General features: G+C 72.1%; 13 protein-coding genes. 1 reads left to right on the top strand and 12 read right to left on the bottom strand.

The features are described 5' to 3' along the window. Positions 1-840: a hypothetical protein gene (locus tag AB0H37_RS08470; protein ID WP_360611964.1), complete on the bottom strand. Its 840-nt coding sequence runs from the start codon at positions 838-840 to the stop codon at positions 1-3. A 101-nt stretch (positions 841-941) separates the two neighbouring features. Between AB0H37_RS08470 and sigJ the strand changes: the two genes are divergently transcribed. Next, a complete protein-coding gene (sigJ, locus tag AB0H37_RS08465; RefSeq protein ID WP_329093786.1) occupies positions 942-1,817 on the top strand; it encodes an RNA polymerase sigma factor SigJ in 876 nt (291 codons plus the stop codon). Here the strand turns inward: sigJ and AB0H37_RS08460 are convergent. The 11 genes from AB0H37_RS08460 to rbfA all read right to left on the bottom strand — a co-directional run bounded on the left by AB0H37_RS08460 (position 1,805) and on the right by rbfA (position 12,943). Continuing rightward, complete coding sequence (locus AB0H37_RS08460) at positions 1,805-2,344, bottom strand: transglutaminase family protein (protein ID WP_179838506.1); 540 nt, start codon at positions 2,342-2,344, stop codon at positions 1,805-1,807. The genes sigJ and AB0H37_RS08460 overlap by 13 nt on opposite strands. Then, positions 2,344-3,081, bottom strand: a complete 738-nt coding sequence (dapB, locus tag AB0H37_RS08455; RefSeq protein ID WP_179833483.1) for a 4-hydroxy-tetrahydrodipicolinate reductase — start codon at positions 3,079-3,081, stop codon at positions 2,344-2,346. Before dapB ends, AB0H37_RS08460 begins: the two co-directional genes overlap by 1 nt. Positions 3,082-3,117: 36 nt before the next feature. Then, positions 3,118-3,741 (bottom strand): NAD(P)H-dependent oxidoreductase, encoded by a 624-nt coding sequence (locus tag AB0H37_RS08450; RefSeq protein WP_360611963.1) that lies wholly within the window; start codon positions 3,739-3,741, stop codon positions 3,118-3,120. Positions 3,742-3,832: 91 nt separating this feature from the next. Beyond that, on the bottom strand, positions 3,833-5,149 hold the full coding sequence (locus AB0H37_RS08445; protein ID WP_179833481.1) for a pitrilysin family protein: 1,317 nt from the start codon (positions 5,147-5,149) through the stop codon (positions 3,833-3,835). A gap of 93 nt (positions 5,150-5,242) precedes the next feature. Continuing rightward, a complete protein-coding gene (locus AB0H37_RS08440; RefSeq protein WP_329098344.1) occupies positions 5,243-7,588 on the bottom strand; it encodes a polyribonucleotide nucleotidyltransferase in 2,346 nt (781 codons plus the stop codon). Between the two features lie 270 nt (positions 7,589-7,858). Continuing rightward, a complete protein-coding gene (gene rpsO, locus AB0H37_RS08435; protein ID WP_067792110.1) occupies positions 7,859-8,128 on the bottom strand; it encodes a 30S ribosomal protein S15 in 270 nt (89 codons plus the stop codon). 214 nt (positions 8,129-8,342) lie between these two features. Next, the gene (locus AB0H37_RS08430; RefSeq protein WP_179833480.1) at positions 8,343-9,287 is read right to left on the bottom strand and encodes a bifunctional riboflavin kinase/FAD synthetase; all 945 of its coding nucleotides are present in this window, start codon (positions 9,285-9,287) and stop codon (positions 8,343-8,345) included. A 136-nt stretch (positions 9,288-9,423) separates the two neighbouring features. Next, complete coding sequence (locus AB0H37_RS08425; RefSeq protein ID WP_329093795.1) at positions 9,424-10,092, bottom strand: hemolysin III family protein; 669 nt, start codon at positions 10,090-10,092, stop codon at positions 9,424-9,426. 112 nt (positions 10,093-10,204) lie between these two features. Beyond that, complete coding sequence (gene truB, locus AB0H37_RS08420) at positions 10,205-11,074, bottom strand: tRNA pseudouridine(55) synthase TruB (RefSeq protein ID WP_360611962.1); 870 nt, start codon at positions 11,072-11,074, stop codon at positions 10,205-10,207. A gap of 100 nt (positions 11,075-11,174) precedes the next feature. Beyond that, positions 11,175-12,404: a bifunctional oligoribonuclease/PAP phosphatase NrnA gene (locus tag AB0H37_RS08415; RefSeq protein WP_329093799.1), complete on the bottom strand. Its 1,230-nt coding sequence runs from the start codon at positions 12,402-12,404 to the stop codon at positions 11,175-11,177. Beyond that, complete coding sequence (gene rbfA / locus AB0H37_RS08410; protein ID WP_360611961.1) at positions 12,401-12,943, bottom strand: 30S ribosome-binding factor RbfA; 543 nt, start codon at positions 12,941-12,943, stop codon at positions 12,401-12,403. Before rbfA ends, AB0H37_RS08415 begins: the two co-directional genes overlap by 4 nt. Between the last annotated feature and the right edge of the window lie 70 nt (positions 12,944-13,013).

The following is a 13,013-nucleotide window of genomic DNA, read 5'->3' as shown; positions in this document are numbered from 1 at the left end:
CTAGGCGAGTCGGGGAAGGCCTATGGGGTTGGGGAACGGCATCTCGGTCGCCAGGGCCTTGGAGGCCGGTACGAGCGACTCGTACAGGGGCCTGGGGTCGGCCAGGACGGTGTAGGGGGCTGCCGCCAGTTCGTCGGTGCGCTGCTCGATGTGCGCTTTCAGGGCGCGTCCGGCTTCGGTGGCCTCCGCCTCGGCCACGAGGCCGCGTCGGGCGAGCGCCTCGGACGCCTCGTCCCATTCCTCGGGCGACCAGCCGCGGCTTTCCCGTAGCCGCTCCGGAGGGACGGTCCCCATGGCGCACGCCAGGACGTTGGCCTCCAAGCCGCTCAGGCCCTCCGCGGTGAGAAGGGCGACGTGCCCGTCCCCGCGGTGCTCGCGCAAGGACGTGGTCGCCTGCCAGAGCGCCTCCACCGGGTTCTCGGGGAGGGGCAGATCACGGTTGGCCGCGAACAGCGGGCGGCCGGAGGCGTCCGCCGCCATCACGACCTCCTGCAGGAGCGGCGCTGCGTCGACCGCCACGTCCTCGATGCCGGGGAAGGTCCTGCGAAGGGCGCGCGCTGCCGCCTCGCTCCGGGCGACGAGGATGCTCTCGGGGGACGCGAACTCCCATGCGTCCGGGACGGCCCGCCGTACGCGGGCGGGGTGGAAGCCGAAGAAGGTCGCCTGGACCGTCCCTGCGGAGGCCCGGCCGAGCGGCGCTCCACGGCTCCCGAAGTAACCCATCCAGAAGCCCTTGAGGCCGACGTCCTTGTTGGCCGCCCGGCACTCCTCGGCGAAGTACGTCACCGCGTGCAGCGGCTCCAGGGCCTTCCACATGTCCCGCGCGAACGTCGCATCCACCTGCCGAACGTTAGGCTCGCCCCGGTCCTCGCACAACCCCGGTCACATTCTGCGCGCGGCGTCCGTCAGTGTGGTGACCTAGAGGTACAGAGGGGGACGTGATGGACGAGCGCGAGTTCCTGGCCGAGCGGTTCGAGGGGCACCGCACGCATCTGAAGGCGGTCGCCTACCGGATGCTGGGCTCGCTCGCGGAGGCGGACGACGCCGTCCAGGAGGCCTGGCTCAAGCTCAGCCGCTCCAACGCGGGCGACATCGACAACCTGGGCGGCTGGCTGACGACCGTCGTGGGACGGGTGTGCCTGGACATGCTGCGCTCGCGCACGTCCCGCCGCGAGGACCCGCTGGAGGAGCGCCTGCCCGACCCGGTCGTCAGCGCCGCCCCCGACCCCGAGTACACGGCTCTGGTGGCCGACTCGGTCGGGCTCGCGCTCCTGGTCGTCCTGCAGTCCCTCACCCCCGCCGAGCGGCTGGCCTTCGTCCTGCACGACACGTTCGGGGTGCCGTTCGAGGAGATCGCGCCCATCGTGGGACGGTCGCCTGCCGCCGCCCGCCAGCTGGCCAGCCGCGCCCGCCGGCGGGTGCGCGGGACGGCCCCGGATCCCGAGCGCGACCCGGCCCGCCAGCGCGCGGTCGTCGACGCCTTCAACGCCGCGGCCAACGGCGGCGACTTCGAGGCGCTCGTCGCCGTCCTCGACCCGGACGTGGTGCTGCGCGCCGACGTCGGCGCCATCCCCGGCGGCTGGACGCAGGTCGTCGGCGCCGAGAACGTCGCCGGGCAGGCCATCAGGTTCCGCAGGTCGGCGCAGGGCCAGGTCATGCACGCCCTGGTCAACGGGACCGCCGGGATCGTCTGGTTCGAGGACGGGCGCCCGCAGTCCGTCCTGTCCTTCACGGTCGCGGACGGCAGGGTCACCGCGATCGACATCCTCGCCGACCCCGACCGCCTGGCCGCCCTCGACCTCGTCTACTCCGGCTGACCCAGCGTGGCGGGGAGGGCCGACGCGGTCAGCGTCGTCATGCCCTTCAGGGCGTCCAGGACCGTGGGGTGCGGGGCCGCATGGACGGTCGGGAGGATCGGGTCGTCCGGATAGGCCAGGGCATCGGCGGACGCCGAGAAGCGCACGGCCGGGTCCCGGGGGTCGAGTCGGACCCACCGGTCGTCGATGAGGGCGGCGGCGAGGCCGTGGACGAAACCGGGGCGCTGCTGGTAGCACAGGCCCGCCTGGACGCCGCCCGCGCGCAGGAGGGCGACGTAGGCGTGGGACTGGGCGAAGCACAGGCCGGTGCGCTGTTCGAGGACGTCGGAGGCCCGCCAGGGGACGCGGGTGTCGCCGGTGTCCATGGAGTGCGGGATCAGGTCGCGGACATGGTCGAACGCCGCCCGGGCGTAGGCGATGTCGTCGCCGGTGCGCAGCTCCGAGGCGATCGACTGGACGAGCGGGTGCTCGATGTCGATCGCCTCGGACGCGGCGAGGTAGTCCCAGGGCTCGGCGTCGAAGTCCATCACAGGCCGAGGAGGGCCTCGATGCCGACCGTGAGGCGGTCGAGCTCGGGGACCTTGCGGACGGCCAGCAGGACCCCGGGCATGAACGACTCGCGGTTCATCGAGTCGTGCCGGATGGTGAACAGCTCGCCGTGGCCGCCGAGGACCACCTCCTGGTGGGCGACGGCGCCGGACATGCGGACGGCGTGCACGCGGACGCCGTCCACGTCGGCACCGCGGGCGCCCTCGACCCCGGAGGTGGTGGCGTCCGGGGACGGGGCCACGCCCGCCTCGGCGCGGGCGGCGGCGACCAGCTCGGCGGTGCGGTAGGCGGTGCCGGACGGGGCGTCCGCCTTGTTCGGGTGGTGCGTCTCGACGATCTCGACGGACTCGAAGTAGGGGGCCGCCTTCTGCGCGAAGTGCATCATCAGCACCGCGCCGATCCCGAAGTTCGGGGCGATGACCACGTTCCCGGACGACTCGTCGGTCAGCCAGGAGCGGACCGTGTCGAGCCGGGACGGGTCGAAGCCGGTGGTGCCGACGACGGCGTGCAGGCCGCGCTCGACGCACCACCGGAGGTTGTCCATGACGACGCCGGGGTGGGTGAAGTCGACGACGACCTCGGCGGCGGTCAGCGCGTCGAGCGCGTCGCCCTGGTCGACGGCGGCGACGAGCTCCATGTCGTCGGCTCCCTGCACGGCGCGGCACACCTCGGCGCCCATCCGGCCCTGCGCGCCCAGCACCCCGACCTTAATCACGTGTTCCTCCCGGTTGACGTCGTCCCGAGCCTATCGTCAGAAGCGCTTGCCCAGCTCGCGCGCCTCGGCGTGCGCGGAGCGGCGCCCGGTCTCGGCGTCGGCGGTGGCGAGGTTCGGGCGGAACTCGGCGGTGCCGATGTCGGTGACCCCCGTCCAGCGCAGCCAGCCTTCGAGGAACGGGGCCTGGTGGTCGCGGCCGAACGCGGGCCCGCGGCCCTCCCCGTAGACGGCGCTGGTGTAGACCACGGCCGCCTTCTTGCCCTCCAGGAGGCCGCTGTAGCCCTTCTCGGGGTCGAAGCGGAACACCCAGCCGGGCTGCGAGACGACGTCGATGAACTGCTTGAGGATGTAGGGGACGCCGGAGTTCCACATCGGGACGCTGAACAGGTAGCGGTCGTAGGAGTCGTAGCGCTCGAAGACGTCCCGGGCGGCCCTCCACATGGCGGCCTCCTCGCCGGACGGCTCGTTCCCCGCGAGCACGTTCATCTTGGCGCCGGCCCCGGCCGAGCCGAACGCGGGAAGGCCGGCCTCCCAGAGGTCGAGGTGGTCGACGGCGACGCCGTGGGTCTCGCGATAGGCGTCCAGGAACGCCTCGGCCATCGCCAGCGACTCGGACGCGGCGCCCCGCGGGGATGCGGAGATGTGCAGCAGACGGGACATGAGGGTCCTCTCACCCGAAAATACGGACCAAGGTCCGCTTACTCCTCCGGAGATTAGCGGACCCTGGTCCGTTTAACAAGTCAGCGGATCGTCAGGCTCCGAACTCGCGGTCCCCCACCGGGCCGATCACGGTGAGGGCCTGCGGGCCCGCCAGCACGTCGCGGGCGATGGCGCGGACGTCGTCGGGCGTGACGGCCTCGATGCGCGCCAGGACCTCGTCCACGCGCAGCAGCGACTCGTAGACCAGCTCGCTCTTGCCGATGCGGCTCATCCGGGAGCCGGTGTCCTCCAGGCCGAGGACCATGGCGCCGCGCAGCTGGCCCTTGCCGCGTTCCAGTTCCTCGTCGTCGAGGCCGTCGGCGGCCTTGGCGAGCTCGTCCCGGCAGATCGACAGGACCTCCTCGGCCTTGGCGGGCTGGCAGCCCGCGTAGACGCCGAAGACGCCGGAGTCGGCGTACTGGGCCGTGTAGCTGTAGACGGAGTACGCCAGGCCGCGCTTCTCGCGGATCTCCTGGAAGAGGCGGGACGACATGCCGCCGCCGAGGGCGGCGTTCAGCACGCCGAGCGCGAACCGGCGATCGTCGGTGCGGGACGTGCCCGCGCCGCCGAGGATGATGTGCGCCTGCTCGGTGTCCTTGTCGATCACCACGCTGCGCGGGTCCAGGGGGACGGGCGCGCCGTCCAACCGGGGCGCGGCGGGCGCGGCGTCGCCGTGCAGGTGCTCGGCGAACGCCTCCGACACCAGCCGGACGACCTCGTCGTGGTCGATGTTGCCCGCCACCGACACCACCAGGTTGGACGGGACGTAGTGCTGCCGGTAGTAGTCGTGGATCCGGTCCCGGGACAGCGCGTTGATCGACTCCTCGGTGCCGAGGATGGGGCGCCCGAGCGGGGTGTCACCGTACAGCGCCGTGGCGAACTCGTCGTGGATCAGGTCGCCCGGGTCGTCGTCGCGCATGTGGATCTCTTCGAGGATGACGCCGCGCTCGGCCTCGACGTCCTCGGGCCGGTTCACCGACGCCGCCACCATGTCCGAGACCACGTCCACCGCGAGGGGCAGGTCGGAGTCCAGGACCCGCGCGTAGTAGCAGGTGTACTCCTTGGCGGTGAACGCGTTGAGGTCGCCGCCGACCGCGTCGACCGCCGCGGAGATCTCCAGGGCCGACCGCCGCCGGGTGCCCTTGAACAGCACGTGCTCCAGGTAGTGGCTGGCGCCGGCGTCGGCGGGGACCTCGTCGCGGGAGCCGACCGCCGCCCAGATGCCGAACGCCGCGGAGCGCACGGTCGGCATCGTCTCGGTGATGACCCGCAGCCCGCCGGGCAGGACGGTGCGGCGGACCGCGCCGGCGCCGTCGGTGTGGATCGTGGTGGTGGTGCCGGGCTCCTGCGCCCTCGCCGGCAGGGTCACGTGTCGCTCACATTCCGTCGGGGGAAAGCGGCCGGCCGGCCGTCCCGCAGCTTTCACAGCGCTGCGGGCCCGGCCGGCCGGTCATGGCCTGGATCAGGAGTTGTGCTGGCCGGCGTCGTCGTCGGACCCGCGGCGGGTGCGGCGGCGCCGCGGACCGCGCCGGTCGCCGTCGTCGCGCCGCTCCCGGCGCTCGCCGGAGTCGCCGTCACCGTCGGCGGACGCGGAGGCGGGCTCGTCGCCGCCGTCCGCCTCGGCCTTCCCGGCGGACTCGCGCTCGACCACCTCGACCGGCACCAGCGACAGCTTGCCGCGCTGGTCGATCTCGGTGACCTCGACCTGGATCTTCTCGCCGACGCCCATGACGTCCTCGACGTTCTCGATCCGGGCGCCGCCGTGCAGCTTGCGGATCTGCGAGACGTGCAGCAGGCCGTCCTTGCCGGGCAGCAGCGACACGAACGCGCCGAACGTGGTGGTCTTGACGACGGTGCCGAGGAACCGCTCGCCGACCTCCGGCATGTGCGGGTTGGCGATCGAGTTGATCGCCTGCCGCGCGGCCTCGGCGGACGGCCCGTCGGTGGCGCCGACGTAGATGGTGCCGTCGTCCTCGATCGTGATGTCCGCGCCGGTGTCGTCCTGGATCGAGTTGATCATCTTGCCCTTGGGGCCGATGACCTCGCCGATCTTGTCGACCGGGACCTTGATCGTGATGATCCGCGGCGCGTTCGGGCTCATCTCGGCGGGCGCCTCGATGGCCTCCTGCATGACGTCCAGGATCGCCAGGCGGGCGCCCTTGGCCTGCTTCAGCGCGGCGGCCAGCACCGAGGCCGGGATGCCGTCGAGCTTGGTGTCGAGCTGCAGCGCGGTGATCAGGTCACGGGTGCCGGCGACCTTGAAGTCCATGTCGCCGAACGCGTCCTCGGCGCCGAGGATGTCGGTCAGCGTGACGTACTCGTCACCGTCGTTGATCAGGCCCATCGCGATGCCCGCCACCATCTGCCGGAGCGGGACGCCCGCGTCCAGCAGCGACATGGTGGACGCGCACACCGAGCCCATCGAGGTGGAGCCGTTGGAGCTGAGCGCCTCCGACACCTGCCGGATCGCGTACGGGAACTCCTCGCGCGAGGGCAGCACCGGGATCAGGGCGCGCTCGGCGAGCGCGCCGTGCCCGATCTCGCGGCGCTTCGGGGAGCCGACCCGGCCGGTCTCGCCGGTGGAGTACGGCGGGAAGTTGTAGTTGTGCATGTAGCGCTTGGTGCGCTCGGGGTTCAGCGTGTCGATCGTCTGCTCCATGCGGAGCATGTTCAGCGTCGTCACGCCGAGGATCTGCGTCTCGCCGCGCTCGAACAGCGCCGAGCCGTGCACGCGCGGGACGACGTGCGCCTCGGCGGTCAGCTGGCGGATGTCCTTCAGCCCGCGGCCGTCGATGCGCAGCCCGTCGCGGATCACGCGCTCGCGGACCAGCTTCTTGGTGACGGCGCGGTAGGCGGCGGAGATCTCCTTCTCGCGGCCCTCGAACCGCTCGGCGAGCTTCTCGGCGGCGGACGCCTTGATCTCGTCGAGCCGGGACTCGCGCTCCTGCTTGCCGGCGATGGTCAGCGCCTGCGCCAGGTCTCCGCTGACGGCGTCGGTGACGGCGGCGAGCACGTCGTCCTGGTAGTCCAGGAAGATCGGGTACTCGGCGGTCTCCTTCGCGGCGACGGCCGCGAGGTCGCTCTGCGCCTTGCACAGCACCTTGATGAACGGCTTGGCCGCCTCCAGGCCCTCGGCGACGGTCTCCTCGGTCGGCGCGGTCGCGCCCTCGCCGACGAGCTTGATGGTGTCGCGGGTGGACTCCGCCTCCACCATCATGATCGCGACATCGCCGTCGGCCAGCACCCGGCCGGCCACGACCATGTCGAAGGTCGCGCGCTCCAGCTCGGGGTGGGTCGGGAAGCCGACCCACTGGCCGTCGATCAGCGCGACGCGGACGCCGCCGATCGGGCCGGAGAACGGCAGGCCCGCCAGCTGCGTGGACATCGAGGCGGCGTTGATCGCCACGACGTCGTACAGGTGGTCGGGGTGCAGCGCCATGATCGTCTCGACGACCTGGATCTCGTTGCGCAGGCCCTTGGTGAACGACGGGCGCAGCGGCCGGTCGATCAGCCGGCAGGTCAGGATGGCGTCCTCGGACGGACGCCCCTCGCGGCGGAAGAACGAGCCGGGGATGCGCCCGGCGGCGTACATCCGCTCCTCGACGTCCACGGTCAGCGGGAAGAAGTCAAGGTTGTCCTTGGGCTTCTTGGACGCGGTGGTCGCCGACAGCACCATCGTCTCGTCGTCGAGGTAGGCGACGGCGGAGCCGGCCGCCTGCCGGGCCAGCCGGCCGGTCTCGAAGCGGATGGTGCGGGTGCCGAACGTGCCGTTGTCGATCACGGCTTCGGTGGTCTGCGCACCTTCGATGCGCACGGCTTCTGTCACGGGAAACCTCCTCATGGGTTCCATGTCGGTCCTCGCGGCCGTTTCCCGTTGGCTGTCACGCTGCCGGTCTTCGATCGAAGCACCCGGATCGAGAGCGCCGCCGATGCGGCGGAACGGATCCGGAAGCCACTACCGAGGACCGGCCCGCACCAGCGGTGTCCGCGAGGCTTGTCTGAAATTGGGGCCGGGGCCGGGCGGGCCCGCCGGCCGTAAAAGGAAGGGAGTGGCCCGTCGGACCACTCCCTCACCCTGCTAGCGCCGCAGCCCGAGTCGCTCGATCAGCTGCCGGTAGCGGTTGATGTCCTTGTTCGCGAGGTACTTCAGGAGCCGGCGACGACGGCCGACCAGCAGCAGCAGACCGCGGCGGCTGTGGTGGTCGTGCTTGTGCTCCTTCAGGTGCTCGGTCAGATCGTTGATACGGCGCGTCAGCAGCGCGACCTGGACCTCCGGCGATCCGGTGTCACCCTCAGTGGTCGCGTACTCGGCGATGATCTGGTTCTTCGTGGCGGTGTCGAGCGACACGTGGCTCCTTCGATGGATTCGTCACCCGCAGATCCAGGCCCGGTGGGCGCACGGGTCCGCATGGTGCGTGTTAAGAGGGTGGCGGGCCGCATGAGGGTGCAGCCAGCCGCGCCGGGGCCCTTCCCGGCGACTATTCACCGTACCATGCCGCAAAGCCACCCCGTCACGTTGCGAGAACCGCTGTTGTCGCAGGGTACGCGGCGGAAAGAGGGGGTCAGCCGGAGGTGATCTCACGGGCGCGGGCCACGTCCCGGTGCATCTCCTCGACCAGCGCGTCGATGGAGTCGAACTTCAGCGTGTCGCGGATGCGGGCGGCGAAGTCCACGGCCATGTGCTCGCCGTAGAGGTCGAGGTCGTCGCGGTCCAGCGCGTAGGCCTCGACGGTGCGCTCCCCCGCGCCCTCGAAGGTCGGGTTGGTCCCGATGGAGATCGCCGCCGGCCAGCGGAACGCGGGGTAGCGGTCGGAGTCGCAGACCAGCCAGCCGCCGTAGACGCCGTCCGCCGGGATCTCCGTGTGCGGCAGCGTCTCCAGGTTGGCGGTGGGGAACCCGAGCGCGCGGCCCCGCTGGTGGCCGCGCACGACGACGCCCTCGACGCGGTGCGGGCGGCCGAGCGCGTGCGCGGCGGCCTCGACGTCGCCCGCGTCGAGGCGCCCCCTGATGTAGGTGGACGAGATCGTGTCGCCGTCGGCCACCAGCGGCATGCCCTCGGCCGTGAAGTCGTACTTCTCGCCGAGCTCCCGCAGCAGCGCCACGTCCCCCTTGGCCTTGTGCCCGAACCGGAAGTCCTCACCGACGATGACGTGGGCGGCGTGCAGCCGGTCGACCAGCACCGACTGGACGAACTCGTCCGGCGGCACCTTCGACAGCTCCAGGGTGAAGGGCACCACCACGACCGCGTCGGTGCCGAGGCCCTCCAGCAGCTCGATGCGCCGCCTGGTGGTGGCGAGCAGCGGCGGGTGCGTGCCGGGCCGGACGACCTCGTCCGGATGCGGGTCGAACGTGATGACCACCGAGCGCAGCCCGCGGCGGCGAGCCTCCTCGGCGGCGGCCCCCACGATCCGCTGGTGGCCGCGGTGCACGCCGTCGAACACCCCGATGGTGATCACCGAACGGCCCCAGTCTGCGGGAACCTCGTCGAGGCCATTCCAGCGCCGCACCATGCTCTCCCTGCGTAGGACGTTCCTGTCAGGTACTTCTTGCCGTCCTCAAGAGTGCCATGCGGGGGGCGGGTTGGTCGCACCCAGGGGGCCCGGTGTGCGGCACCCGCCCCCCGGTGCGGGCCGACGGACGATCTCAGCCGGACTGGTAGACGACCAGGGAGACCGCGATGTACTGCAGGACGTAGGCCGCCAGCGTGCAGGCGTGGAACACCTCGTGGAACCCGAACCAGCTCGGGGACGGGTTGGGGCGGCGCAGCCCGTACACCACTCCCCCGATGCTGTAGCAGATCCCGCCGCCCGCGACCAGGAGGCAGGCGGCCAGACCCGCTCCGGACAGGAACTGCGGCAGGAACAGCACCGCCACCCAGCCCAGCACGATGTAGAGGGTGACGTAGAGGGCGCGGGGAGCGCCGATCCAGGTCGTCCGGAAGACGACCCCGGCGATGCCCCCGGTCCACACGATGGCGAGGACGGCCACGCGCACGCCGCCGTCCAGCGCCAGCACCGCGAACGGCGTGTACGTCCCGGCGATGATCAGATAGATGTTGGCGTGGTCGAAGCGCCGCAGCACCTCGATCAGCCGGTGCGACCGCTGCCGGTGGTACGTCCCCGAGATCCCGAACAGCATCCCCGATGTCGCCACGTACAGCGCCGACGCCAGCCGTGCCTCCAGGCTCGGGCCGAACGCCACCAGCACCAGCCCCGCGACGAGCACCGCGGGGAACGCACCGAGGTGCAGCCAGCCGCGCAGTCGCGGCCGGGTGGGGGACGCCACCGGAAGATCGTCTTTCACCGTGGTCACGGACACCTCCTCACGAACCTACGCTTAAGTAGGTTACGCGACCGTAGGTTGATGGCGCATCCGTTTCGTCCCGTGATACTCGCCACGGACCCCACCGCGCTCGCTCCCCCGGTCAGGAGACGAACACCGCGAGGGACTTGGCGACCGGGCCCCGCTCCTCGACGAGCGCGAGCAGCGTCCCGTCCGGCGCGAAGACGCCCACCGGCCCGGGCCCGAGACCGACGGCCGGCAGCCGCCCGCCGTGCGCGACCTTGCGGGCGTCGTCCTCGGACACGTCCCGGCGCGGGAACACCGACGCGACGGCCTCGGCCATCGGCAGGATGTCCAGTCTCTCGCCGAGCTGGTCGAGCGTGCGCGCCATCGACAGGTCGTAGGGCCCGACGCGGGTGCGGCGCAGCGCGGTCAGGTGGCCGCCGCAGCCGAGCGAGGCGCCGAGGTCACGGGCCAGCGCCCGGATGTAGGTCCCCGACGAGCAGGACACCGAGGCGTCCACGTCGATCAGGCCGCCGTCCCGCCGGACGTCCAGGACCGCGAACTCCTCCACGGTCACCGGGCGGGCGGCGAGCTCCACGTCCTCGCCCTTGCGGGCCATCTTGTAGGCCCGCTCCCCGTTCACCTTGATCGCACTGACCTGCGGCGGTACCTGCTGGATCGTCCCGGTCAGCTCCGCGACGCCGATCCGCAGCGCCTCCTCGGTGACGGCCTCGGCGGACGCGGCCGCGATGGTCTCGCCCTCCGCGTCGTCGGTGTTGGTCGACTCGCCCAGTCGGATCGTGGCGTCGTAGCCCTTGTGGGTCAGCGCGAGATGCCCCAGCAGGCGGGTGGCCTTGCCGATCCCGAGGACGAGCACGCCCGTCGCCATCGGGTCCAGCGTGCCCGCGTGCCCGACCCGCCGGGTCTTCGCCAGCCGCCGCATCTTCCCCACGACGTCGTGCGACGTCCAGCCGGCGGGCTTGTCCACGATGACGAGTCCCGAATCCATGCTCTTGCTTCACCTCGAAGGCTGCGGGCGGACGGAGGACGGCGATTCTAGCCGTCCCCTCGCCCTCACAGGCTCCCGGACAGCAGGGCTCCCACTCCGGTCAGTTACCGGAGGGCAGCAGGGCGCGCAGGCGGTCGAGCGCCTCGTCGACCGGCCCTCCCCAGACGAAGCCCGCCATCTCGCGGTGACCGCCGCCGTCGAGCGCCGCGCACACCCTGCTCAGGTCGATGTGGCCCTTGGACCGGGCGGAGAAGTACCAGCGGCCGTCGTCGGTCTCCTTGCACACGACGGCGACCTCCGCCTCGTCGGTCCTGCGCAGCTGGTCGATGATGCCTTCGAGCTGCTCATAGGGCAGGCCGCGCCGGTCCTCACGGGCGATCGCCGTCCAGACCAGGCCGCGGCCGCCGGCGGCGTCGCGTTCCAGCCGGGCCCGCGCCAGCGCGCCCGCGAGGACTTGCAGGTAGTCGAACGGGGCCCGGTCCCACAGCTCCCGGCTGACCGTCTCCGGCCGGACGCCCGCCGTCAGCAGCCGTCCCGCCAGGTCGTGGACCTCGGGAGTGGTGGAGGGGTACTTGAACGAGCCGGTGTCGCTGGCGAGCCCCGCGTACAGGCCCTGGGCGATGTCGCGGTCGAGCGGCACGCCGAGCCTGCGGATCAGCTCCTCGACCAGCACCGCCGTGGCGGCGGCGTCCGGGTCGACCAGCCGCACCCCGCCGAACCCGGTGTTGGACGCGTGGTGGTCGATGACGATCAGGGCGCCGGCCCGGTCGGCGGCGCCGGCGAGCGAGCCGAGCCGCGCACGGCCCGCCGCGTCCAGCGAGATCATCAGCTTCGGGGCGCGCGGCATCCGGGCCGGCTCGACCAGCAGTTCCTGGCCCGGGAGGAACCGCAGGATCGCCGGGACGCCGAACGGCTCCCCGAACGAGGCCAGGCAGCGCTTGCCGCACGTGCGCAGCGCCTGCGCGAGCGCCAGCATCGAGCCGAGCGCGTCGCCGTCGGGGACCACGTGGCAGGCGAGGCAGATCTCGCCGGCCTCGCGGATCAACTCGACCGCGCGGTCCCAGTCCAGTTCGGCGGGCGCCCCGCCGGCCTCGGCCGGCAGCCCGGCCCGGGACGGTGTGCCGAGCCCGGACGCAACGCCCGCCTCGAACGGACCGCCGGGCTTGGACTCAGGCGGCACGCCGGACCCGGACGCCGCGCCGGCCTCGGCATGCCCGTCGGACCTGGGTGGCCTGCCCGGCCCGGAGAGCGCGCCCTGTCCGGACAGCACGCACGGCGCGGAGAGCGCGCCCGGCTCGGCGCGGGCCGTGGTCTCGGCCGGGCCGTTCACGATGACGGGCGTCCGGGACGGCCGTCCTCACCGTCCCCCGCGGCGCCGTGCCCGTCGAAGCCGGGCTCGTCCTCGGCGTCCTCGTCGAGGTCGTCGAGGTCGTCGTCCTCGTCCTCGGCGGAGTCGGGCTCGCGGTAGGGGTTGGCGTCCCCCGCGGGGGAGGCGCCCTGAGCGGCCCGCGCCACCTCGGCGTCCTTGGCGCGGGCCTGGGCCAGCAGGTCGTCGATGTGCGCCGCGTTCTCCATCAGGGAGTCCATCACGAAGGTGATGCTGGGCGTGTGGCGGACGCCCGTCTTCCTGCCCACCTCCGACCGGATGACGCCCTTGGCGCTCTCCAGCGCGGCGGCGGTCTCGGCGCGCTCGCCGTCCGATCCGTACACCGTGTAGTACACGGTGGCGTCGCGCAGGTCGTTGGTGATGCGGGTGTCCGTCACGGTCACGAAGCCGAGCCGCGGATCCTTGATCCGCCTCTCCAGCATCTCGGCGACGATCTGCTGGATGCGGTCGGCGAGCTTGCGCGCCCGAGCTGCGTCCACCATGATCGCACTCCCTTTCTATGGTCTGAGCGGGAAGGTCGGTTCCCGCTCCTTCATTGTGGGGCGGCGCCCG

It is taken from the genome of Actinomadura sp. NPDC023710, from assembly GCF_040639875.1.
Classification (GTDB): domain Bacteria; phylum Actinomycetota; class Actinomycetes; order Streptosporangiales; family Streptosporangiaceae; genus Spirillospora; species Spirillospora citrea.
This window is presented reverse-complemented; position numbering and strand designations above follow the sequence as displayed.

Coding starts and splice junctions, on each gene's coding strand:
- truB (WP_360611962.1), bottom strand. CDS start 11,074: ATGGATTCGGGACTCGTCATCGTGGACAAGCCCGCCGGCTGGACGTCG.
- sigJ (WP_329093786.1), top strand. CDS start 942: ATGGACGAGCGCGAGTTCCTGGCCGAGCGGTTCGAGGGGCACCGCACG.
- AB0H37_RS08450 (WP_360611963.1), bottom strand. CDS start 3,741: ATGTCCCGTCTGCTGCACATCTCCGCATCCCCGCGGGGCGCCGCGTCC.
- AB0H37_RS08460 (WP_179838506.1), bottom strand. CDS start 2,344: ATGGACTTCGACGCCGAGCCCTGGGACTACCTCGCCGCGTCCGAGGCG.
- rbfA (WP_360611961.1), bottom strand. CDS start 12,943: ATGGTGGACGCAGCTCGGGCGCGCAAGCTCGCCGACCGCATCCAGCAG.